This window comes from Methylobacterium sp. UNCCL125, assembly GCF_900116795.1.
GTDB classification, from domain to species: domain Bacteria; phylum Pseudomonadota; class Alphaproteobacteria; order Rhizobiales; family Beijerinckiaceae; genus Methylobacterium; species Methylobacterium fujisawaense.
This window is the reverse complement of sequence record NZ_FPBW01000010.1, coordinates 122,313-143,094: the sequence shown is the minus strand read 5'-3', so window position 1 is coordinate 143,094 and position 20,782 is coordinate 122,313. Positions and strand designations below refer to the sequence as shown.

Sequence of the window (20,782 nt, the reverse complement as noted above, 5' to 3'; positions counted from 1 at the left end):
CGACCGGCTCATACCGCACCGCCCTCGGGGCGGATTGATGACGGTCCCGCGGCGGATCGTGGAAAATCAGGTCCGCAGGACGATGCAGGCACCCCCGACCTTGCGGATGCGGCCGCACAGGTCGTCGGCCGCCTGCCGGCTCTGCGCCGGGATGCGGATCCGGTAGAAGGCGCGGGTGCCGCGGTTGCGCAGACGGGTACCGATGATCATCGGCCGCACCTCGCCGATCACCCCCGCATAGGCGCTCCGCGCCCGGTTGAAGCTCTGGAGCGCCAGCGCCTTGGAGAAGTTGCCCGCGAGCTGGATCCCCCAGGGAGCGGCCGGTCCCTCGTTGAGGCCGAGGGCGAAGCGGTCGCCGCGGGACGGGACGCGCAGGCTGGCGGTCACCTGCAGGCAGGTCTGCGGTGCCTCCGGATGGGCCTCCTTCGGGTCCTTCGGGTCCTTCGCGTCCTTCGCGTCCTTCGCGTCCTTGCCCTCGGGCTTGGCGGGTGCACCGCCCTCCGGGTACTCGATCGCCTTGGCGGGCCCGGTCCGCCAATCGTCCACCGGCCGGCCCGTGATGACCGCCACGTAGGTCCGGGTCTCGGCGGGCAGGCCGCCATCGCCGGCGAGCCATTTGCTGACCCGCGCGGCGCCACCGTTATAGGCTGCGGCCGCGAGACCGAGATTGCCGAACTGGGACTTCAGATCGGACAGCAGATGGGCTGCGTGCGGGATCGCCTGCTCGGGATCGAACGGGTCGAGGAGGCCGCGCTCCCGTGCCGTTCCCGGCATGAATTGCGCGATGCCCTGCGCCCCGGCCGGGCTCACGACCCCCACGCGAAAGCTGCTCTCGCGCCAAATCAGGCGCGTCAGGAACGGCACCGGCAGGCCACGGGCCTTGGCGGATTCGTCGATCAGGCGGCACAGGGCCTGCTCGACGGTCTCGGTCGCCCCTTCGGACGGGGCGGCCGCGGCCGGATGCGCGCAGGCGAGGGCGAGGAGCAGGGCGCCGAGGCGCAGGGGCGGGGCAATCACGCCGCGCATGTAGCGACCTGCGGGTGCGGATCAATCCAGACCGTCAACCTTCCCGTGCGGTTCGGGCGGTGCACCTTTGCGCTATGGCGCTTCCGGGCCGGTCCGTCGTAGCGTCACGACATTCGAGCGCCCCACCAAGGCGGCGCCATGGGAGATGCGCCGATGTCCGATCTGGCAACCCTGCGCGGCCTGTCCGGCCTGAGCCCCGCGCCGGCCCCGCTCACGGGCTCCGCTCTGGTGATGATCGACCTGCAGCAGACCTATCGCGAGGGCGTCATGCGGCTCGAGGGCGTCGAGCCTGCGCTCCGCGAGGCCGCGGGCCTGCTGAAGCGGGCGCGCGACGCGGGGATCCCGGTGATCCATGTCCGCCACAATGCCGGGCCGGGAACGCCCTACGATGTGACCGCGCCGATCGGCCAGATCAGCCCGGAGGTGGCGCCGCAGGGCGACGAGCCGGTGATCACCAAGGCCTATCCGAGTTCCTTCGTGGGCACGGACCTGCAGGCACGCCTCCAGGAAGCCGGCGTGCAGGACGTCATCCTGGCGGGATTCATGACGCATATGTGCGTCAATTCCACCGCCCGGAGCGCCTTCAACCTCGGGTTCCGTCCCACCGTCGTGGCCGCCGCCACGGCGACGCGGGATCTTCCCGGGCCGGACGGACACGTGGTGCCGGCAGCCCAGCTCCAGGCCGCGAGCCTCGCCGCCCTCGGCGATCTGTTCGCCGTGATCGCGCGCGGGCAGGGCGACATCCCGGACTGACGCCGTGGGAACAAGGCTCCCGCTCCGCAGAGCCCGCGCGGTATCCGCCTGAAGCGGCGGTACTGCCGAATCCGACGGGATCAGGACTGAAGCCGGTCGATCTCGTCGATCACCGAGTCGAGCGCCGGCCGCCCGTCGGGATCCGGCTGCATACAGGCCTGCGCCAGAGCCCGCAGAGTCTCCGGCGGCGTCGCGCAACGATCGAGCAGCTCATCGATCAGGATGCCGACGGCGCGCACCTCGACCCGCGCCAGCACCGCGCCGCCCCGTCCGTCCGGGAGCGCCGAGGCGGCACCGAAATCGCTGAGCACGGCGGCGCCGGTTGCGGCATCCCACAGGGTGTTGTGGGCATACACGTCGCCGTGGAGCAGCCCGCGCCCGTGCAGATGGGCCACCGCCTCCGCGACCGAGCGGGCGATCCGCAGGGCCTTGGCCGGCTCCAGCCGCAGGCTCGGATCGTAGACGTCGCGGCTGCAACTCGCGAGGCTCGGCGCGCCGGCGAGCACCCGCCAGTGCGACGGGAGAAGCCGGAGCAGTAGCCCCTGGACGCCGGCGGGATGATCGTGGAGCCGGCCCAGCGCACCGGTAAGCGCCGGATGCGTGCCGGCAGCGAGACAGGCCTCCATCTCCCGCTCGGGCAGGCCGTCGCTGGTCATGGCGCCCTTGAACAGCTTCAGGGCGACATCCTGCGCGGCGATGGGACCGCGCCAGGCCGCGCGGAAGACGCGGCCCGATGCGCCTTCACCGAGCTGATCGCCGACGTCCAGGTCCGCCCACGGCACGCGCGGCGCGTCCGCGGGCTCGGAGGCCGGCTCGGCGGGATTGCCCGCGTAGGCGACCCAGGCGAGGCGCGGAAGGGTGCCGAGCCAGGGCGGCAGCGCTTCGAGCCGGTTGCAGGAGAGCCGGATCAGCTCGAGACGCGCCGCGCCCGCGAAGCTGTCCGGCAGCGCCGCGATCCGGTTCCCCGACAGCATCAGCTTCTGGAGCAACGGCCGCTCGCCGAGGGCGGCGGGCAGCTCCGCGATCGCGTTGTCGGTCAGCGTCAGCCAGCGCAGGTCGCGCGGCAGCGACTCCGCCGGGACTTCGCGGATGCCGCAGCCGCGGAAGCCCAACTGGCTGAGCGCGGGGCAGGCGCCGAGCACCGGCGGCAGGCGTGGGAACGGATTGCCGGAGCAGAACAGCACGCGCAGGCGGTGGAGGCGGCCGAAATCGTCCGGCAGGTCGGCGAGGTCGCCCCGGCCGAGATCCAGCACCTCCAGCGTGTCGGCGAGGGCGAACACCTCGCGCGGCACCGCCGTCAGCCCGTCGGGCAGCCGCAGCTCCCGCGCGCCGCCGAGATCGCCGCGCCGCAGGGCCGCGAGGGTTTCGCTCCGGTCCAAGCTTCAGCTCCGCTTAAAGAAAGCGTCGGCCGCGCCCTGCGCCGCCTGCTTGGCGGCCCGCGCCGCCTCGAGCCGGGCGATCTCGGCGCGCAGGAGCGCGACGCGCGCGTCGAGATCCCCGAGGGAGAGCGTGTCGAGGGGCTGCCCGATCTCGTGGGCAACGGCCTTGCGCGGCCGGTCGTCGTCGTCCCGCACGTCGTGTCCTCCTTAGTCCAGGAACGATGTTCCGGCCCCGTCCCAGGCCAGCCCGAGATGGGCCGCCACGGTGGCGCCGATATCCGCGAAGGTCTCCCGCCGGCCGATCGACCGGGCAGCCACGCCGGGGCCGAAGGCCAGGACCGGGACCTGCTCGCGGGTGTGGTCGGTCCCGGTCCAGGTCGGATCGTTGCCGTGATCGGCGGTGATCATGGCGAGGTCGCCCGGCGCCAGCGCCGCCAGGATCTCGGGGATCCGGGCGTCGAACGCCTCCAGCTCCGCGGCATAGCCCGGCACGTCGCGGCGGTGGCCGTGCTCCGTGTCGAAATCCACCAGGTTGACGAAGATCAGGCCGCCCGCCGGCAGGGTCGCCAGCGCGGCGAGTCCCGCCGTCACGCAGGCCGCATTCGGGCCCGGCTTGATCTCGCGGCCGGTGGCGCGGTGGGCGAAGATGTCGCCGATCTTGCCGACGCTCACCACCGCGCGGCCGGCCGACTCGGCCCGGTCGAGCAGGGTGCGCCCGGGCGGCGCGACCGCGAAATCCTTGCGGTTGCCGGTCCGGCGGAAGCCCGCCTCCGCCGAGCCCACGAAGGGCCGGGCGATCACCCGGCAGACGCGGTAGGGGTCGCACAGCCGGCGCGCCACGCGGCACAGGTCGTAGAGCCGCTCCAGCCCGAACGCCTCCTCGTGGGCGGCGATCTGGAACACGCTGTCGGCCGAGGTGTAGCAGATCGGCTGTCCGGTCCGGACATGCGCGGCGCCCAGCGCGTCGATGATCGCGACGCCCGGCGCGTGGCAATCGCCCAGGATGCCCGGGATGCCGCCTTCCGTGATCAGCGTGCGGGTCAGCTCCGGCGGGAAGGCCGGCCGGGTGTCGGGGAAATGCCCCCAGGGCTCGGTCAGGGGAAGCCCGGCGATCTCCCAGTGACCGGAGGGCGTGTCCTTGCCGGCGGCCTTCTCCACCGCGTGGCCGTAGGCGCCCCGCGGCGGCCCCGCCGGCGCGAGGTTCGGCGGGATGCGGCCCGAGGCGCCGCCGGCCGCCAGTCCGAGCCCGAGTCCGGCGAGATGGGGCAGACGCAGCGGACCCGCGCGCAGCCCCGCCCGATCGCCGCTTCCCTCCGCGCAGCGCTCGGCGATATGCCCCAGCGTGTCGGAGCCGGCATCGCCGTAGCTCTCCGCATCCGGGGCCCCGCCCACGCCCACGGAATCGAGGACGATGATGAGGGCGCGCGCCATGGTCAGGCGGATTCCAGCTCGGCGGGCGCGTCGCTCTCGAGGGCGAAGGCGGCCTTGAACAGGGCGCGGGTGTAGGGGGTCTGAGGTTTCGCGAAGATCGACTCCGCAGGGCCTTCCTCGACCACGTGGCCGTTCTGCATGACGATCACGTAGTTGGCGAGGGCCCGCACCACCTTCAGGTCGTGGCTGATGAACAGGTACGCGAGGCCGCGCTCGCGCTGGAGGTCGCGAAGCAGGGTCACGATCTGCGCCTGGACCGAGCGGTCGAGGGCCGAGGTCGGCTCGTCGAGGACGACGAAGCGGGGATTGAGGACCATGGCCCGCGCGATGGCGATGCGCTGGCGCTGGCCGCCGGAGAACTCGTGCGGGTAGCGGTCCATGGCGGCCGGGTCGAGCCCGACATCGGTCAGGGCCTTGGCGACCACGGCGCGGCGCTCCGCCCGGGAACGCGCCGCGCCCTGCACCACCAGCCCCTCGGCGACGATGTCGGCCACCGACATGCGCGGCGAGAGAGAGCCGTAGGGATCCTGGAAGACCACCTGCATGTCCTTCCGCAGCGGGCGCATCTGCGCCACGCCGAAGCCGTCGATCGCCCGTCCGAGGAAGACGATCGGCCCTTCCGAGCGCGTGAGCCGCAGCAGGGCGAGGCCGAGGGTCGTCTTGCCGGAGCCGGACTCGCCGACGACGCCGACGGTCTCGCCGGTCCGGACCCGCAGGGACACGCCGTCCACGGCCCTGACATGGCCGGTGACGCGCCGGAGCAGACCCGATTTCAGCGGGAACCAGACCTTCAGGGGCCCGGCCTCCAGCAGCGGCGCGGCATCGGCCGGGACGGGGTTGGCCCGGCCCTTCGGCTCGGAGGCGATCAGGCGGCGCGTGTACTCGTGCTGCGGATCCGCGAAGACGGCCTTGGTCGCACCGGCCTCCACGATGCGGCCCTTGAGCATCACGCAGACGCGGTCGGCGATCCGCTCGACGATGCCGAGATCGTGGGTGATGAACAGCATCGCCATGCCGAGGCGCTTCTGCAGGTCGGCGAGCAGCGCCAGGATCTGCGCCTGCACGGTGACGTCCAGGGCCGTGGTCGGCTCGTCGGCGACCAGAAGGTCCGGCTCGCAGGCGAGCGCCATGGCGATCATCACGCGCTGGCGCTGGCCGCCGGAGAGTTCGTGCGGGTAGGCGCCCATGCGCCGCTCCGCGTCGCGCAGGCCCACGAGGTCCAGAAGCTCCAGGATCCGCCGACGGGCCGCCTTGCCGGAGAGTCCGCGATGCAGGCCGAGTACCTCGCCGATCTGCCGCTCGATCGTGTGGAGCGGGTTCAGCGAGGTCATCGGCTCCTGGAACACCATGGTGATGTCGGCGCCGCGGACGTCGCGCATCGCCCGCTCGGGCAGCTGCGCGAGGTCGCGGTCCTTGAACAGGATCCGGCCGTCCTGCCGGGCCGATCCATCGAGGAGGCGCAGGATCGCCAGCGCCGTCACCGACTTGCCCGATCCCGATTCGCCCACGAGGGCGAGGGTCTCGCCCCGGCGGATGGCGAAGGAGACGCCGTCGACCGCCACGGTCTCGCCCTCCCGCGCGCGGAACGCCACGGACAGGTCCTCGACGGCGAGGAGCGGCTGGGGATCGGCCTCTGACATGAGCCCCTTATAGCGCGCCCGGCCCCGGACCCTAGCCCGTGCGGGTGCCGCATGACGCCCACCCGACATGTGCGACGGCAGACTCCGGGAAGTCGCGCGGCCGCCCGCGCTGCGCCGCGTTCCTAGCGCGCCGGCGCCCCGGGATCGATCGCCGGCAACTCGTTGGCGGGCAGCCCCATCCCGGCCTGGGCCTGCGGCCCTCCGGCGCCGCGGGCGCGGTTGGCGAGGGCCACGGTCAGGCGCTCGGCGGTCTCGGGCTGCATCACCGCCAGGACCTCGGACATCTTGCGGGGATTCATGGCCAGCACGATCGGGACCAGTACGTCGAGCCCGAGCCGGTCGAACACCCGGGCGGCGTCCTTGGGCTTCATCGCCTCGTACATCGTGACGATGTTCTTCAGGCCCTGCTTCTCGGCGTCCTCCTTCGCCTTCGCGACGGCGTCGACCTTGTCCTCGGCCTTCTTGAGGTCGCCCAGGCCGGTCTCGAGCTTGCGCTCGGCCTCCCCCAGCATCTTCTCGCGCAGCTCCAGCTCCTCGCTCTTCTGGCGCAGGGCGTCGCGCCGGGCGCCGAGCTTCTCCAGGAGCAGGCGCTCGGTGGGCGAGGCCGGGTTCCCGGCCGCGGGCGGTGCGGGCCGCGCCGGGGGCGGCTCCGGCGACTTCTCGGTCGCGGCGGCCGGCGCCTCCTTGGCGTCCACCGATCCGGTCGTCACCGGGTCGTAGGGCTCGTAGCCGGTGCGCGCCCGGGCGACCGCGCGCCCGTATTCCGGAAGCTCGGCGCTCTCCGGCAGGCCGGCCTGCAGCAGGCTGAGCAGCTTGAGCACGAGCAGCCCGCCCGCCGCCAGCGCCACGGCGTCGATGAGGCGCAGCCGGAACTGCCGGACGGGCTTCCGGCGCGCGCGCCGCTGCGGCGTCGCGGCGCGGCGTATCCGCTCCTCGGGATCCGGCTTCGGCGGCGGGATCTTCGGGGCCTTTACGCCGGTCACGCGGCGCGCGCCCGGACGCGGGCGAGGGCGCGCTCGCTCATGGCGAGGGCCGCCGCGGCCGCCACCCCGAGGCGCTCCCCGTTCGGACCGGCCTGCTCCGGCCTGCGCTCGGGCGGGATCTCCGGCGCGGGCCTCGGCTCAGGGGACGGCTCGGGACGGATCGGGACGGCGCGCATCTGCGCCACGATGGCGCCGATGCGCGTGATCACGCCCTCGCCGGCCTCGACCTGCAGCTTCAGCTCGGCGGCGCGGATGGTGGCGGTTTCCAGGCTGGCGTTCAGCGTGCGGTCGCCCTCGTCGATCGTCGCCCGCAGACCGGCGATGGCCCGCTCGGCCGTGCCGGTCGCCACCATCAGGTCGCCGATGGTCTGGCGCAGGGCGGCCTCGTCGCCCTTCATCTGGCCGATGCGGCGCGAGAGACGGAGGGACGTGACGATGGTCGCCGCCAGGAGGACGGCAACCAGGATGTCGGCGGCGAGGGTGACGAAGAGACTCATGTTGGGACCCTCATCGGCCCTAATTGTCCGACCGGTTGTTCATCGAGGCCTCGTAGGCCTGGATCGTCGTGCGCGAGCGGCGCAGGGGCCGCGTGACCTGGACGGCGATGTGCCCGTCGACGCGGCCCATCCGCCCCTGGGTGAGCGCCCAGTCGCCGCAGCGCACGGTGATGAGATCCGACGGCTTGGCGTCGAACATCAGCGTCTCGCCGACCTTCAGGCTCATGACCTGTTTGAGCGGCAGCATCATCTCGTGCAGCACCGCCTCCATGGTCACGTCGGCCTGCCAGATCTCGGTGGCGAGGTGGCCTTCCCAGACGTGATCGCGGCCGAGCTTCTCACCCATGAAGCTCTGGGTCAGGAGCTCCCGGATCGGCTCGATCGTCGCGTAGGGGAACAGGATCTGCAGCATGCCGCCGCGCCCGTCGACGTCCAGGCGCAGGCTGATCAGGATCGCGGCGTTGCCCGGCCGCGTGATCGTGGCGAAGCGCGGGTTGGTCTCGATCCGGTCGATGCCGAAGGTCACGGGCGACAGCGGCTGGAACGACAGCTCGAGATCGCCCAGCACGATCTCCACGAGGCGGCGCACCAGCGTCATCTCGATGGCGGTGAACGGGCGACCGTCCAGACGGCTCGACAAGCCGCCGCGCTTGCCGCCGAGCAGCAGGTCGAACGTCGCGTAGGCGAGGTTCGAATCGACCGTGACGAGGCCGGAATTCTCCCATTGCTCGGCCCGGAACACGCCGAGCAGGGTCGGCAGCGGGATCGCGTTGAGATAGTCGCCGAAGCGCACCGAGGTGATGTTGTCCAGCGTCACCTCGACGTTGTCCTGGAACAGGTTGCGCAGGGAGGTCGACAGCAACCGGATCATCCGGTCGAAGACGATCTCCAGCATCGGCAGGCGTTCGTACTGGACGACGCCCGAATCGACGATGGCCTGAACGCCCCCGGCCCCCGAGGCCGAGAGCTCGCGCATGGAGAAGCCGAGGACGCCGTCGATCTCGTCCTGGTTCAGCACCCGGTCGTTGCCGGCGAGTTCGGGGAGGTTGTCGCTCTCCCCGTCCTCGATCATCGTCGCCCATTCGGCGGCGACGTCGCTCGCGTTGCGCGTGGTGCCCTGCTCGGCGAGGGCCGCGCCCCATTCCTCGGCGAGGGACGAGTCGCCGCCCTCGGCGCCCTGCTCCAGAAGGGCTGCCGACCAATCGTCCTCGGGGAGTTCGTCCTCGGGTTCCATCAGGCGTGCTCGATCGGGGGCCGGCCCGGCGCGGGGTTGGAGGCGATGGGGGTGGTCGCAGGCGCGCTCATTGGACGATCACGTCCTTGAAGAGCACGGCATCGACCTTGGCGGGATACAGGGCGATGTTGACCCGCCGCAGCAATTCCTCGCGCAGCCGGAACAGGCCCACCGAGTTCGTGATGTCGCTGGCGCGCAGCTCGCGCATGTAGACCTGCAGCGCGTCCTCCACCCGCGGCATCAGCGGCTTGACCTCCTCCTCGGCCTTCGCGTCCTTCAGCTCCAGGGCGATCCGGACCTTCGCGTACCGGGCCTTGTCCTGCGGCTGGTCCGGACTGAGGTTGAGGAGCATCTCGCGCACGTCCACGAAGACCACGGGCTTCTTGCCGTCCGGGCCGACACCCTTGCCGTCTGCGCCGTGCCCTCCGCCGTGGCCGCCGTCCTGTGCGGCCTCCTTGCCGCCGCCGCCGCCCATCATCAGGAAGGCGCCCGCGCCGCCGCCCACGAGCAGGACCGCGACGGCCACCATGATCATGAGCTTCTTCTTGCCCTTCGGGGCGCTTTCGGCTCCGGCCCCGCCTTCCTCGGCGGAGGCCTTCTTCGGCTTCTTGGCCATGGAATAATGCTCTCTCGCGGGAGACTGCGCGCCAGGTACACCCGGATATCGGAGCATCACGGTTAACGTGCCGTTAAGCAGGCAATTCCTGCCGGGCCAGGTTTGCCGCAACGCAGACCCGGCGCCGACGCGACGACCGCGCAATCCCCGTCAAGCCTTTGTCAGAACGATGGAATTTTCTTCCGTTGGGTTTGGCACAGCGGATGCTGAATGGATCGTTGCCGCCTCCGCGGCCCGCGAGTCCCAGAGTCCACGATGCAGAATGCCCTCTTCGTCGGCGTGTCGAGCCAGATGGCGCTCCAGCGCGAGCTGGACGTGATCGCCAACAACATGGCGAACGTCTCGACCACCGGGTTCAAGGCTCGCAACACCCGCTTCCAGGAATACCTGATGCCGGTGGCCAGCGCGGATTCGTTCGCCCGGCCCGACCGGCGTCTCTCCTACGTCATCGACCAGGGCACCACCCTCGATCTCGGGCAGGGCCCGGTCGAGCGGACCGGCAACCCGCTCAACGTGGCGATCAAGGGCGCGGCCTTCATCGCCGTGCAGTCCCCCCAGGGCGAGCGCTACACCCGAAACGGCGCCTTCGAGATCGACCCGCAGGGCGCGCTCGTCACCAGCGACGGCTACAAGGTGGCGGGCGAGGGCGGACCGATCACCATCAACCCGCAGGAGACCGGCCTCGCCATCGGCCCCGACGGTACCGTTTCGACCAATCTCGGCATCCGCGGGCGCATCAAGCTCGTCACCTTCGCCAACCCGCAGCGGCTGACCAACGAGGGGGGCAACCTCTACGCCTCGCCGGAGCCGGCACGCCCCGCCGGCATCGACGGACGCCTGGAATCCGAAGCGCTGGAACGCTCGAACGTCCGCCCGGTGATCGAGATGACCCGGCTGATGGACGTGAACCGGTCCTACGCCATGGTGTCGAGCATGATCTCGCGCCTCGACGACTTGCGGGGCACGGCGATCCGCCGCCTCGCCGACGTCGCCTAAGGGGAGCTCGGCCGATGCGCGCCCTCTACTCCGCCGCCACCGGCATGGCGGCCCAGGAACTCAACGTCCAGGTCATCTCGAACAACATCGCGAACCTGCGCACCACCGGCTACAAGCGCCAGCAGGTGCACTTCCAGGATCTGCTCTACCAGAACCTGCGACGGGCCGGCGCCTCGACCTCGCAGCAGAACACCCAGCTTCCCGCCGGCCTCGCCCTCGGCTCGGGCGTGAAGACGACCTCGACAGCCCGCGTGATGTCACAGGGCACGCTCTCGTCCACCGAGAAGGATTACGACGTCGCGATCCGCGGCGAGGGGTTCTTCCGGGTGACGCTCCCGGACGGCCGCACCGCCTATTCCCGGGACGGCTCCTTCGACCTCTCGGCCTCGGGCCAGCTCGTCACCCGCGACGGCTACCTGCTCGATCCGGCCATCACCGTGCCGCAGAACGCGACGTCGGTGACGATCAGCGCGACGGGCGTCGTGCAGGCGAGCATTCCGGGCCAGACGGCGCCGCAGGCGCTCGGCCAGTTCCAGCTCTCGCGCTTCGTCAACAAGGTCGGCCTCGAATCGATCGGCGACAACCTGTTCGTCGAGACCGCGGCCTCCGGGCAGGCGATCAGCGGCCTGCCGGGCGCCGACGGCTTCGGCAACCTCCAGCAGAGCTACCTGGAAGAGGCGAACGTGAACGCCGTCACCGAGATCTCGTCCCTGATCGCCGCGCAGCGCGCCTACGAAATGAACTCGAAGGTCGTCACCGCGGCCGACCAGATGCTCTCCACCACCACGCAGATGTTCCGCAGCTAACCGCGCGACCCGCACCCGCTTCAGGTCCCTGAACATGTATGCCGGCATGCATCCCGCTCATCCCGCCCATCCCGCTCATCCCGATCCCGACTTCGAGACCCTCGATCTGCCCCGTATCGGCATGGCGGACGGAAGTGACATCAGCCCGATCATCCGCCGTCCCCGGCCGCGGGTCTCCCCCCTGGGCTCGGCCGTGATCCTGCGCGCGGTGCTGGCCTTCCTGACCTTCGCGGTCCTCGGCGCCCTGGCGATCCCCGCCATGGCCCAGGCTGAAGGTCTGCGGCTGCGCGGCGACGTCACAGCCCGCGGAGACATCCTGACGCTGGCCGACCTGGTCGAGGGCGTGCCGGAGCGCCTGGCCGCGCGTCCGCTGTTCCGCGCACCCACCCTGGGTGCCACCGGGACGATCCAGACCCGCCGCATCCTCGACGCGGCCGCCGCCCTGGGTCTCGCCAACCTGGAGACCGGGGGCCGGCTGCAGATCGCCGTGCAGCGCGCCGCCCGCCGCCTCGGGCCGCCGGAGATCGAAGCCGCGCTCAAGCGCGGCCTCGAGACCAGCTACGGGCTCGACCCCCGCAGCGTCACGATCCGCTTCGACGGCGACGGCCCGACCCTGCTCGCTCCGGTGGACCTCGAAGGGCAGGCCGCGGCCCTCGACGTCACCTACGACCTGCGCTCCCGCCGCGTCGCGGGGCTGGTCAGCCTCGGCGAGCGGCAGGCCTCCCTGCGGGTATCCGGCGTGGTCGTCGAACTGCGCGAAGTGGCGGTGCTCACCCGGACGCTCAACCGCGGCGAACCGGTGAAGGAGGGCGACGTCGTGGCGGAGCGGCGTCCGCGCGAGACCATCGCCTCCGACGCGCAGGGAAGCGCCACGGCCGTCATCGGCGAGGTCGCCCAGAACACGCTCACCGTCGGGACCGTGCTGCGGATGACCGACACCGCCCCGCCCGAGCTGGTCGCGCGCGGCGAGAACGTGACCATCGTGTACGAGACGCCGAACGTCAGCCTGTCGATGCGCGGCCTGTCGAACGATTCCGGCCGCATGGGCGCCGTCGTCAACGTCGTCAACGTCGCCTCCAAGAAGATCCTGCAGGCCACCGTGATCGGCCCCGGCCGGGTCTCGGTGAGCCCCAGCCCCGCGGCTCAGCAGGCCGCCGGCGCCGCCCCCGTCCAGGCGACCGCCTCCCTGCGCTGACCGCCCGTCCTGCACGCGTCGAAGAGTGATTGCCCGATGGCCCGCCGCATCGTCCTGAACCCGCTCGCCGCCGCTCTGATCGCCGGCGCGCTCGGTGCCTGCAACACCGCCGACCGCCTCTCGCAGGTGGGCGCGACCCCGGCCTTGTCGGCGATCGAGGATCCCACCACCCAGCCGGGCTACAAGCCGGTGCGGATGCCGATGCCCGACGTCCAGCCGGTCTCGTACGCCCCGAACTCGCTGTGGCGGACGGGCTCCCGCGCCTTCTTCAAGGATCAGCGCGCCGCCCGGCTCGGCGACCTCCTGACCGTGAAGGTCAACGTCACCGATCAGGCCAACATCAGCAACGAGACCAAGCGCTCCCGGGCCAACACCGAGAGCTTCGGCCTGCCGAACGCCCTGGGGCTGGAGAACAACGCGGTCGGCAAGTCCTTCGGCGTCGGCAGCACCGCGCTGCTGTCCGCCACCTCGGCCACCGCCAATGACGGTGCCGGCTCGGTCCAGCGCGCCGAGACCGTGACGACGAACGTCGCCGCGGTGGTCACCCAGGTTCTGCCCAACGGCAACCTCGTGGTCGAAGGCAAGCAGGAGATCCGCGTCAACTTCGAAGTGCGCGAGATGGTGGTCGCCGGCGTCGTCCGGCCGGAGGATATCGAGTCGGACAACACCATCGACTCGACCAAGATCGCCCAGGCCCGGATCGCCTATGGCGGGCGGGGCCAGATCACCGACGTGCAGCAGCCGCGCTACGGCCAGCAGATCGTCGACATCCTGCTGCCGTTCTGAGGCTCTTCAGCCCGGCTCCTCCGGCTCCGGCCCACGGGTGACGTCGAGGCCGGACCCGGCGCCGGGGGGCGGCCCGACCTTGACCGGAGCGCCGGTCCGCGCGGCCTCGTAGATCGCCTCCATCAGCACCTGATCCTGCAGCCCCTCCTCGCCGGGGGTGCGGGGGCGCAGATCCTCCTGGATGCAGCGCGCGAAGTGGTCGAGTTCCAGGGCGAACTGGTTCTTGGGGCTCAGGACCTTCTCGTCCCGCGCGGCGTTCTTGCCGTCGCGGTGGCCGATGATGAGCCGCTGGCCCTGGTAGGCGAAGGCGTTCTGGAGGTCGATGGCGGCGGTTCCGGTGTGCAGGGTCAGGCTTCGCGCCTCGTAGACCCCGTAGCTCGACAGGCACTGCGCGATCACGCCGGACGGGAAGTGCAGGGTGAAGCTCGCCGTCTCCTCGACCTCGCGGTACTTGGGATCGTCCGGCGGCGAGTGGATCTGGGCCTGGATCAGGTTCGGCTCCTCGCCGAGGACCGCGCGGGTGGTGTTCAGGCAGTAGAGCCCGATATCCGGCAGCGACCCGCCCCCTGCCAGCGCCTTCCGCAGGCGCCACTGCTCCGGCAGTCCCGTGGTCTGGCCGTTGAAGGCCTGGATCAGCCGGGGCCGGCCGAACTCGCCCGAACGGGCGAGCTTGATCACGGCCCGGTTGTGCGGCTCGTACTGGCACCGATAGGCGATCATCAGCTTGACGCCGGCCTTGGCGCAGGCCGCGATCATCTCGCGGCACTCGTCCGAGGAGACCGCCATCGGCTTCTCGCAGAGCACCTGCTTGCCCGCCGCCGCGGCCGCCACGACGTTGTCCCGGTGCACGCCGTTCGGCGTGACGATGTAGACCGCCTGGACGTTCGGGTTGGCCTTCAGCCGATCCCACCCGTCGTAGCCGTACACGGCATCGTCCGGCAGCCCGTATTGCCGGGCCACGAGCTTCGCCTTGTCGGGGGAGCCCGACATCACCGCCGCCAGGCGGGCGCGCTTGGCCTCGCCGAAAGCCGGGAGAATCTCGTCGAGGCTCAGGCGCCCCAGACCGACGACGCAGTAGCCGACCCGCTGGCCCGGTGGCTGAGGCGCCGGGCTCGGGGCGGGCGGCCTGTCGCCGGCACCGCGCCAGTTCGGGAACATCACCCGTCCGCCCTGCACGGCGCCGGTATCGGCCGGAACCGAGGGGGCCGGTGGAGTGCCCGCCGGGGCGGCCTGGGCGCCGCCGCCCATCGCGGCGCCGGCCAGGGCGCCCCCGGCCGCGAGAAGATTGCGTCGTGAGAGCCGGGTGTCGTCTGCCATGGGCCTCGCCGTGTCGCCGGGACGGAATGGAGGCGCCTTGGGCGCCGCGTGGTGTGGAAGCCGCCGAGGGCGGGACCGCGCTCTCAGTGAACGCGACCCGGCGGCGTGCCGTTTCCGTCGAGAAGCGCGGCGCGCAGACGCGCCACCTCCGCCTCGCTGGCGGCGAGCCGGCGCGCGATCGCCGCCGGCTGCGTCGCGGCCCCCGTCTCGGCGAAACCGAGACCGACGCTCTCGCCCGCCCGCCAAGCTATGAAGGCCCGCCGGGTCTCGCCACGGCAGGGGATGAACAGCTCGATGCAATCGGGCAGCGTGGCGTCGGCAGGGACCCGGATCCGTGCCCCGTCCAGGGACACGTCGCGGACCGTGCAGTCGAGATCCGGCAGAAAGGCCGCGACGCGGAGTCGGCCGCCCAGGCAGACGCGGCGTCGGGCAGTACGGCGTCGGTCGACCACGAGCGCTTCATCCTGATGGGTGCGGATGTCGGGACAACCGCCATTGAGCCCGAAGCGGACCGGCCCGTCTCCTTTAACCGTCGGTTTACCTTAACGTTGGCCTCAGGCGGGCGGCGGCGGATCGGGCGCCTCGACCTCGCCGCGACGCTGCAGCTGCAGGGCGACGAACCAGCACAGGGATGCCCAGGCCGCGCCGATGCACCAGCCGGCCAGCACGTCGCTCGGCCAGTGCACGCCGAGATAGATGCGGCTGATGCCCACCAGCAGCGTCACGCTGACTCCGAGGGCCAGGACCAGTGCCTTCGCGCGGCGGTTGCGCTCGACCCGGGCGATGAGGGTCGCCAGGGTCAGATATGCGATGGCCGACATGGTGGCGTGGCCGCTCGGAAAACTCGCCGTGAACACTTCCATGCCGTGAGGGACGAGGTCCGGTCGCGGCCGGTGGTAGAGCATCTTCAGCAAGGTCGAGACCAGCTCGCCGCTGCCCACCGCGGCCAGGACGTAGAGGCCGATGCGCCGCCGCCCGGACACGGCGAGATAGCCCGCCACCGCGCAGGTGAGGAACAGCACCGTGAAGACGCTGCCGAGCCCGGTGATGTCGCGCATCGTCTCCTCGAGCCAGGGCGGCCCGATCGGATCGGCGAGATCGGCGGGGTTGCGCAGGGCGAGCAGGATCCGGCGGTCGAGGGCCGCGGTGGAGCCCTCGCCGACCTCGTGGGCGAGGTAGAAGAACCCATAGCCGAGGGTGCTCAGGCAGAGCAGGGCGACGAGGGGACCGACTTCGTTCAGGCGCAACCGCAGCCACACCGCCAGGGCTGGCTCGATCAGGCGATTGTTGCGGATCTGGCTCGGGGCCTTCATGCGGCGGGATCCGGGTCGGGGACGTGCGTCATCAGTCGTTCTCTCCGAAGGGCAGGCGGGCCACCGCATCCCAGGGACCGCCACGGTAGCGCCAGAGCAGCGTCGCCGGCGCGGCGAAGCGGAACGGCGCGAAACCGGCCGACAGGTCGGCGTGGAGCGCCCGGGCCTTGTCCGGAGCCACCTTGTTCTGGACCGTAACGTGGGGGCGCCAGCCCTGCCGATCCTGGGCGGTGAGATGAGGCGCGAAGCCCTGCGCAAGGCGGGCCCGGAAGTTCGACAGCGCATCGGATTCGAGCACGTAGGCGACGCCCCGGCCGGTGAAGCGCAGGCCCGTCACGGCGACCTCCGGCGTCGGAACGGTGCGGGCGAGGGCGGTGATGGCCTCGATCACGCCCCGCTCCCGGTCGCCCGGCAGGTGGTGGAACAGGGTCGCATGGGCGGGAATCCGATTCAGCGCTTCGGGGAAGTAGCGACGCCGCTCGCCGTCGAACCGGGCGAAGGTCGGCTCATCGAAGGCGAGCGTCAGGATCAGGGGGTCCGCATCCATCATGCGGGCCAGATGGCGCCCGAAGCCGCTCAGGTCCAGTATAGAATCCGCGCCGTCGGCAGGTCTCGGGCGAGGCACGCGGTGAGGTGGCTGCGCATCGCCTGCATCAGGAGCTTCGGGAAGACATACTTCACGGAGCCGAACTTGGTGCGCTTCTCGACGCGCTCGGCCTCGTCGAGGGGCAGGTCCGAGCCGGGATACCAGCCGCGCAGCACCGCCTTCGAGCCGGGGGTGAAGCGATGGGTGATGAGTTCGGCGGTGAGGTCGAGATCCGGCACATCGGCGAGGGCGTCGGCGGCGGCGCGGATCAGCCCGGCATAGGCCGCCTCCCAGTCCGGGACCGGCAGGATCGGCGCGACGGTCAGGCCGACCGGATAACCGGCCCGGGCCACCTCGGCCATGGCGGCGAGCCGGGCGGGGAGGGGATCGGTGCCGCCCTCGTAACGCGCGGCGGCCCGCGGGTTGACCGAGAAGCGGATCCGCGTGCGCCGGTTGTGCGGCAGGTCGAGGAGCGGTGCCACCGCGGCGAACTTGGTGGTGAAGCGCAACTGAACCGGCGCGTCCCAGGCGCCGAAATGCCGGATCGCCGCCGAGAGCGAGCCGGTCAGGTGCTCGATGCCGAGGGGATCGGTGTAGCAGGACGCCTCGAAGGTGGTTCCCTCGTGCGCCCGCTCCCGGGACGCCGAGGTCACTGCCCCGCGCCCGGCATAGGCCGTGAGGTTGCCGAGGATCGCCTCGAGATTGGCATAGGCGCGCGTCACCGGCGGCCCCGCGAGCGAGCCGGCGAGGTAGCAGTACTGGCAATGGGCGGGGCAGCCCTCGGCAAGGTCGAAGCGCCAGTCGGCCGAGGGCGGGATCGGCTGCAGCCGCAGCTTGGTCGGCGGGGCGTTCGTCAGGACGAGGGTCGCCTTCGCGGCCGCGTAGGCCCGGCGGGGATCCGCCTCGCGCGGGCTCGGTAGGCGGTTGGACGGCAGGCGCTCCACCGGCAGGCCCAGGGCCTCGGCGCGGGCCAGCATGGCCCGGCCATGGGGATGCTCCAGAGCGGACGGCATCACCAGCACCCGGCGCGGGCGCCACGGGCGCCCCGGGCGGACGGGCTCCGGGCCATCGGGGGTCTGAACGGCCGGGAGGGACGAAGGCGGCATGCCTGAGGAACGCCTCGTCCCGGCACCGGGTCCGGCCTAGTCGCCCGCTCACGGTGCGGCTAAAGCACCGTCATGTCTTCAGGCAGGGAGAGCGTCCATGTCGGCCGCGACGGCTGGTTATTTCTCACCGGAGGAACCAACCGGGTCATGGACCGGTATCGCGGCGGTCTGCGGCACTGGCTGCTGCTGCGCGGCTGGACGCGGCTGATCAAGGCCCGTGCGCGGCGGGCCGAGGACCTCGGCATTCGCTGCCTCCACGTGATCGTGCCGGAGAAGCTGTCGGTCTACGACGACAAGACCGACGGCCTGCGCTACGCGCCGGCTAAGGCTTCGACCCGGCGACTGGCCCGACGCCTCGCGCGACACCCGGCCTATCTCGACCTTCTCGCGCCGCTTCGCGCTGCCCGCAACGGAGCGACGCCGCTCTACCTGCGCACCGACACCCACTGGACCGCGCAGGGGTGCCTGCTGGCCTATCGCGAGATCATGCGGGCGCTCGGGGCGGTTCCGCCCGCCGATATCGGCGGGCGTCCCGGTACCGTCTCGGAACAGATCATGGATCTCGGCGAGAAGCTGCCCGAGCGGCCGCGCGAGCGGCTGGAGCGGTTCATGCTGCAGCGCGATGCGATGCGGGTGGAGACGGGGCCGCTACTGGCCGCCTACGAGGCGCAGGGACGCGACCGCGAGGTGCATGTCGGCGCGCATGTCGTCTATCGAAACCCGTCCCCGGGGGCCGATCCGCGACGGCTCGTCCTGTTCGGCGATTCCTGCGCCCATTTCGACCCGTTCCTGCTGACCGGGCTGCTCGCCGAGAGTTTCAGCGAGGTTCACTTCGTCTGGTCCTCGAGCCTCGACTGGCCCTACATCGAGCGCGTGCGTCCGGACATCCTGCTGTTCGAGATCGCCGAGCGCTTCCTGGCCAAGCTGCCGAAGGACGATTTCGACGTGGCCGTCGCCGGTCAGCGCGGGACGGGCGGTCGCCTCGCACGGCTCGGGAGCGACGGCCTGGGACGTGCCGTGGCGCCTCAGTAGATGGCCGGATCCAGGCGGGCGAAGTCGGTGACGCTGGCGGCCTGATACTTGGCGACGGATTCCGGCGCGCAGGCGATCCCGATCATCAGGACGAGGAGTGTCGCGAGGCACGCGAGCGTTGCCGTGACCACGTCGGCATGGCGCCGCAGAGCATGGATCACCAAGCATCCGAACGTGAACAGGGCCGCCTCGGCGACGGGCACCAGCGCGAACGACATCACTTCACCTCCATCGATCTCCCCACGCGATCGGGCCGCTGCGGCACGTGCGCGGCGACGGGTGGGTGCCCGAGAGATGGCTCAGTTTGCTGCACCGCAACAGAAGGATCGGCGCAGCCCTGCCTTGCGCAGAACTCGCGGGCCGGCGGGAACGGGCGCACCGGTCGCGCGGTCGGCGCTCCTCGGATGCAGACCGGCATCCGTCTTCACAGACGCCGCGCGAGGCCCATCTGGGTCGGATCGCTTATGGGACCGGAGACGACGATGGGCCTCCTCGTGGACGGCATCTGGCGCGACCAGTGGTACGACACCGCCGCGACGGGCGGCCGCTTCGAGCGCAAGGCCTCCGCCTTCCGCAACTGGGTGACCGCCGACGGATCACCGGGCCCGTCCGGATCGGGCGGCTTCCGGGCCGAGCCGGGCCGCTACCATCTCTACGTCTCCCTGGCCTGTCCCTGGGCGCACCGCACGCTGATCGGGCGCGCGCTCAAAGGGCTGGAAGACGTGATCTCCGTCTCGGTGGTCGATCCGCACATGGGCGCCGAGGGCTGGGTGTTCGGTGACACGCCGGGCGCGACGCCGGACCCGATCCACGGCGCACGGCGCCTCTACGAGGTCTACCTGGCGGCCGACCCGTCCTACAGCGGCCGCGTCACCGTGCCGGTGCTGTGGGACCGGGAGCGCGGCACCATCGTGTCGAACGAATCCGCCGAGATCCTGCGGATGCTGAACGACGCCTTCGGGGGTACGGGTCCGGATCTCTACCCGGCGGACCTGCGTCCCGAGATCGACGCGGTGAACGCTCGGGTCTACGACCGGGTGAACAACGGTGTCTACAAGGCGGGCTTCGCCACCACCCAGGGCGCCTATGCCCAAGCCTTCGAGGCCCTGTTCGCCGAGCTCGATGCGCTCGAAGCGCGGCTCGACCGGAGCCGTTACCTCTGCGGCGACCGCGTGACCGAGGCGGATATCCGCCTGTTCACCACCCTGGTGCGGTTCGACGCGGTCTATGTCGGGCACTTCAAGTGCAACAGGCGCCGGATCGCCGACTATCCGAACCTGTCGAACTATCTCCGCGATCTCTATGCCATGCCCGGCATCGCGCCGACCGTCGATCTGACGCATATCAAGCGGCATTATTACGAGAGCCATCCGACCATCAATCCGACGGGGATCGTGCCCCTCGGACCGGAGCTGGATTTCGCCGCCCCGAACGACCGCGCCCTGCGGTTTGCGGGCTAGCCGGCTGCGGCTGGGGTTCGGCCCGTGGTGAGCCCGACGCCGGCCCCGTCCCGATACCGCCCCCTCGACGGCGGACGCCGTGCGCCTAGTTCGGCTCTCAACCGGAGGATGCCCGACCCGCCATGACCAATCGCCTGCGCCTCGCGCTGCTCTGCGCTCTCGTCAGTCTTCCCTCTGCGGCTTGCGCCCAGGCCGCGTTGCGGCTGGACGGCACCTGCGAGAAGCTCGTGATCGGCACGCAGGATCTGAGCAGCTCCTGCAGCAACGTCCTGACGAACGCGGTGAGCCGCAATCGCACCAGCTTCGACTTCACCACCTCCGACGGTCAGGCGCTCAGCTTCAGCGGTAACGGCGCCCAGCAGGAAGCCACCGAGGAGACCGATCCGCTGCAGCCGATCAACGTGGTCACCACCGGAAAGGATGGCGCCCCGATCCTGGCGATCGGCGCCTGCCGCTTCTCCACCCCGGAACCGGGCCGCACCGCGATCACCTGCGAGGCCAGCACGGCCGACGGACGCCCGTTTGCCGGAACGTTCGTGACTGCGGCCAAGGCGCCTGCCGGTGCGCCGGCCGCCGCACCGGCCCGCTGAGCGTCCCTGTCTTTGGGCTGGTCAGATCATGGCGGA

At 71.3% G+C, this 20,782-nt stretch carries 23 protein-coding genes; 8 read left to right on the top strand and 15 right to left on the bottom strand.

The features are described 5' to 3' along the window. Positions 1-66 precede the first annotated feature (66 nt). Positions 67-1,026 (bottom strand): lytic transglycosylase domain-containing protein, encoded by a 960-nt coding sequence (locus BM396_RS12215; RefSeq protein ID WP_043388699.1) that lies wholly within the window; start codon positions 1,024-1,026, stop codon positions 67-69. 153 nt (positions 1,027-1,179) lie between these two features. On the opposite strand from BM396_RS12215, the gene BM396_RS12210 reads away from it, so the two are divergent. Next, entirely contained in the window at positions 1,180-1,779 is a 600-nt protein-coding gene (locus BM396_RS12210) for a cysteine hydrolase family protein (RefSeq protein ID WP_043388702.1), read from the top strand. An 80-nt stretch (positions 1,780-1,859) separates the two neighbouring features. On the opposite strand, the gene BM396_RS12205 is transcribed toward BM396_RS12210, so the two are convergent. The 8 genes from BM396_RS12205 to fliL form a co-directional block, all read right to left on the bottom strand. Next, positions 1,860-3,158, bottom strand: coding sequence for a leucine-rich repeat-containing protein kinase family protein (locus BM396_RS12205; RefSeq protein WP_043388704.1), 1,299 nt, complete (start codon positions 3,156-3,158; stop codon positions 1,860-1,862). A gap of 3 nt (positions 3,159-3,161) precedes the next feature. After that, positions 3,162-3,353: a DUF1192 domain-containing protein gene (locus BM396_RS12200; RefSeq protein ID WP_043388707.1), complete on the bottom strand. Its 192-nt coding sequence runs from the start codon at positions 3,351-3,353 to the stop codon at positions 3,162-3,164. A gap of 12 nt (positions 3,354-3,365) precedes the next feature. Beyond that, positions 3,366-4,589, bottom strand: a complete 1,224-nt coding sequence (locus tag BM396_RS12195) for a phosphopentomutase (RefSeq protein WP_043388709.1) — start codon at positions 4,587-4,589, stop codon at positions 3,366-3,368. A gap of 2 nt (positions 4,590-4,591) precedes the next feature. Continuing rightward, positions 4,592-6,229: an ABC transporter ATP-binding protein gene (locus BM396_RS12190; protein ID WP_043388711.1), complete on the bottom strand. Its 1,638-nt coding sequence runs from the start codon at positions 6,227-6,229 to the stop codon at positions 4,592-4,594. A gap of 122 nt (positions 6,230-6,351) precedes the next feature. After that, complete coding sequence (locus tag BM396_RS12185) at positions 6,352-7,212, bottom strand: MotE family protein (RefSeq protein ID WP_043388713.1); 861 nt, start codon at positions 7,210-7,212, stop codon at positions 6,352-6,354. Beyond that, the gene (locus BM396_RS12180; protein ID WP_043352105.1) at positions 7,209-7,709 is read right to left on the bottom strand and encodes a DUF6468 domain-containing protein; all 501 of its coding nucleotides are present in this window, start codon (positions 7,707-7,709) and stop codon (positions 7,209-7,211) included. Before BM396_RS12180 ends, BM396_RS12185 begins: the two co-directional genes overlap by 4 nt. A 19-nt stretch (positions 7,710-7,728) precedes the next feature. Continuing rightward, complete coding sequence (gene fliM / locus BM396_RS12175; protein ID WP_085987666.1) at positions 7,729-8,946, bottom strand: flagellar motor switch protein FliM; 1,218 nt, start codon at positions 8,944-8,946, stop codon at positions 7,729-7,731. 64 nt (positions 8,947-9,010) lie between these two features. Then, positions 9,011-9,559 (bottom strand): flagellar basal body-associated protein FliL, encoded by a 549-nt coding sequence (fliL, locus tag BM396_RS12170; protein ID WP_043352102.1) that lies wholly within the window; start codon positions 9,557-9,559, stop codon positions 9,011-9,013. Positions 9,560-9,814: 255 nt separating this feature from the next. Here fliL and flgF point away from each other — a divergent pair, with 255 nt between their 5' ends. The 4 genes from flgF (at position 9,815) to flgH (ending at position 13,342) form a co-directional block, all read left to right on the top strand. Beyond that, the gene (gene flgF, locus BM396_RS12165) at positions 9,815-10,555 is read left to right on the top strand and encodes a flagellar basal-body rod protein FlgF (RefSeq protein WP_043388715.1); all 741 of its coding nucleotides are present in this window, start codon (positions 9,815-9,817) and stop codon (positions 10,553-10,555) included. A gap of 14 nt (positions 10,556-10,569) precedes the next feature. Next, positions 10,570-11,361 carry a flagellar basal-body rod protein FlgG gene (flgG, locus tag BM396_RS12160; protein ID WP_043388717.1) on the top strand — a complete coding sequence of 264 codons (792 nt, stop codon included), beginning with the start codon at positions 10,570-10,572 and terminating at the stop codon, positions 11,359-11,361. Positions 11,362-11,482: 121 nt separating this feature from the next. Further along, entirely contained in the window at positions 11,483-12,556 is a 1,074-nt protein-coding gene (gene flgA, locus BM396_RS12155) for a flagellar basal body P-ring formation chaperone FlgA (RefSeq protein ID WP_043388903.1), read from the top strand. A 36-nt stretch (positions 12,557-12,592) separates the two neighbouring features. Next, a complete protein-coding gene (flgH, locus tag BM396_RS12150; protein ID WP_043352094.1) occupies positions 12,593-13,342 on the top strand; it encodes a flagellar basal body L-ring protein FlgH in 750 nt (249 codons plus the stop codon). Between the two features lie 6 nt (positions 13,343-13,348). Here the strand turns inward: flgH and BM396_RS12145 are convergent, their stop codons facing one another. From BM396_RS12145 to BM396_RS12125, 5 genes are all read right to left on the bottom strand, one after another. After that, entirely contained in the window at positions 13,349-14,659 is a 1,311-nt protein-coding gene (locus BM396_RS12145; RefSeq protein WP_043388720.1) for a Gfo/Idh/MocA family protein, read from the bottom strand. Between the two features lie 83 nt (positions 14,660-14,742). Then, positions 14,743-15,111 carry a PilZ domain-containing protein gene (locus tag BM396_RS12140; protein ID WP_043388725.1) on the bottom strand — a complete coding sequence of 123 codons (369 nt, stop codon included), beginning with the start codon at positions 15,109-15,111 and terminating at the stop codon, positions 14,743-14,745. A 102-nt stretch (positions 15,112-15,213) separates the two neighbouring features. Next, positions 15,214-15,972, bottom strand: coding sequence for a phosphatase PAP2 family protein (locus BM396_RS12135; protein ID WP_043356220.1), 759 nt, complete (start codon positions 15,970-15,972; stop codon positions 15,214-15,216). A gap of 31 nt (positions 15,973-16,003) precedes the next feature. Continuing rightward, positions 16,004-16,522, bottom strand: a complete 519-nt coding sequence (locus BM396_RS12130) for a 2'-5' RNA ligase family protein (protein WP_043388727.1) — start codon at positions 16,520-16,522, stop codon at positions 16,004-16,006. A gap of 26 nt (positions 16,523-16,548) precedes the next feature. Further along, positions 16,549-17,664, bottom strand: a complete 1,116-nt coding sequence (locus tag BM396_RS12125; RefSeq protein ID WP_043388730.1) for an SPL family radical SAM protein — start codon at positions 17,662-17,664, stop codon at positions 16,549-16,551. 72 nt (positions 17,665-17,736) lie between these two features. On the opposite strand from BM396_RS12125, the gene BM396_RS12120 reads away from it, so the two are divergent. After that, positions 17,737-18,696, top strand: coding sequence for an alginate O-acetyltransferase AlgX-related protein (locus tag BM396_RS12120; protein WP_043388732.1), 960 nt, complete (start codon positions 17,737-17,739; stop codon positions 18,694-18,696). Here the strand turns inward: BM396_RS12120 and BM396_RS12115 are convergent. Next, positions 18,690-18,914: a hypothetical protein gene (locus BM396_RS12115; protein WP_043352033.1), complete on the bottom strand. Its 225-nt coding sequence runs from the start codon at positions 18,912-18,914 to the stop codon at positions 18,690-18,692. The genes BM396_RS12120 and BM396_RS12115 overlap by 7 nt on opposite strands. A gap of 264 nt (positions 18,915-19,178) precedes the next feature. Here BM396_RS12115 and BM396_RS12110 point away from each other — a divergent pair, with 264 nt between their 5' ends. Both BM396_RS12110 and BM396_RS12105 read left to right on the top strand, forming a co-directional pair. Next, the gene (locus BM396_RS12110) at positions 19,179-20,156 is read left to right on the top strand and encodes a glutathione S-transferase family protein (RefSeq protein ID WP_043388905.1); all 978 of its coding nucleotides are present in this window, start codon (positions 19,179-19,181) and stop codon (positions 20,154-20,156) included. 122 nt (positions 20,157-20,278) lie between these two features. Then, positions 20,279-20,746, top strand: a complete 468-nt coding sequence (locus BM396_RS12105; protein WP_043388735.1) for a hypothetical protein — start codon at positions 20,279-20,281, stop codon at positions 20,744-20,746. Positions 20,747-20,782: the final 36 nt, after the last annotated feature.

What these genes read in the sequence shown, in the direction of transcription:
- BM396_RS12215 (WP_043388699.1), bottom strand. Translation starts at nt 1,026, where the DNA reads ATGCGCGGCGTGATTGCCCCGCCCCTGCGCCTCGGCGCCCTGCTCCTC.
- BM396_RS12210 (WP_043388702.1), top strand. Translation starts at nt 1,180, where the DNA reads ATGTCCGATCTGGCAACCCTGCGCGGCCTGTCCGGCCTGAGCCCCGCG.
- BM396_RS12195 (WP_043388709.1), bottom strand. Translation starts at nt 4,589, where the DNA reads ATGGCGCGCGCCCTCATCATCGTCCTCGATTCCGTGGGCGTGGGCGGG.
- BM396_RS12190 (WP_043388711.1), bottom strand. Translation starts at nt 6,229, where the DNA reads ATGTCAGAGGCCGATCCCCAGCCGCTCCTCGCCGTCGAGGACCTGTCC.
- BM396_RS12180 (WP_043352105.1), bottom strand. Translation starts at nt 7,709, where the DNA reads ATGAGTCTCTTCGTCACCCTCGCCGCCGACATCCTGGTTGCCGTCCTC.
- fliL (WP_043352102.1), bottom strand. Translation starts at nt 9,559, where the DNA reads ATGGCCAAGAAGCCGAAGAAGGCCTCCGCCGAGGAAGGCGGGGCCGGA.
- flgF (WP_043388715.1), top strand. Translation starts at nt 9,815, where the DNA reads ATGCAGAATGCCCTCTTCGTCGGCGTGTCGAGCCAGATGGCGCTCCAG.
- flgG (WP_043388717.1), top strand. Translation starts at nt 10,570, where the DNA reads ATGCGCGCCCTCTACTCCGCCGCCACCGGCATGGCGGCCCAGGAACTC.
- flgA (WP_043388903.1), top strand. Translation starts at nt 11,483, where the DNA reads ATGGCGGACGGAAGTGACATCAGCCCGATCATCCGCCGTCCCCGGCCG.
- flgH (WP_043352094.1), top strand. Translation starts at nt 12,593, where the DNA reads ATGGCCCGCCGCATCGTCCTGAACCCGCTCGCCGCCGCTCTGATCGCC.
- BM396_RS12145 (WP_043388720.1), bottom strand. Translation starts at nt 14,659, where the DNA reads ATGGCAGACGACACCCGGCTCTCACGACGCAATCTTCTCGCGGCCGGG.
- BM396_RS12135 (WP_043356220.1), bottom strand. Translation starts at nt 15,972, where the DNA reads ATGAAGGCCCCGAGCCAGATCCGCAACAATCGCCTGATCGAGCCAGCC.
- BM396_RS12130 (WP_043388727.1), bottom strand. Translation starts at nt 16,522, where the DNA reads ATGATGGATGCGGACCCCCTGATCCTGACGCTCGCCTTCGATGAGCCG.
- BM396_RS12125 (WP_043388730.1), bottom strand. Translation starts at nt 17,664, where the DNA reads ATGCCGCCTTCGTCCCTCCCGGCCGTTCAGACCCCCGATGGCCCGGAG.
- BM396_RS12120 (WP_043388732.1), top strand. Translation starts at nt 17,737, where the DNA reads ATGTCTTCAGGCAGGGAGAGCGTCCATGTCGGCCGCGACGGCTGGTTA.
- BM396_RS12115 (WP_043352033.1), bottom strand. Translation starts at nt 18,914, where the DNA reads ATGTCGTTCGCGCTGGTGCCCGTCGCCGAGGCGGCCCTGTTCACGTTC.
- BM396_RS12110 (WP_043388905.1), top strand. Translation starts at nt 19,179, where the DNA reads ATGGGCCTCCTCGTGGACGGCATCTGGCGCGACCAGTGGTACGACACC.
- BM396_RS12105 (WP_043388735.1), top strand. Translation starts at nt 20,279, where the DNA reads ATGACCAATCGCCTGCGCCTCGCGCTGCTCTGCGCTCTCGTCAGTCTT.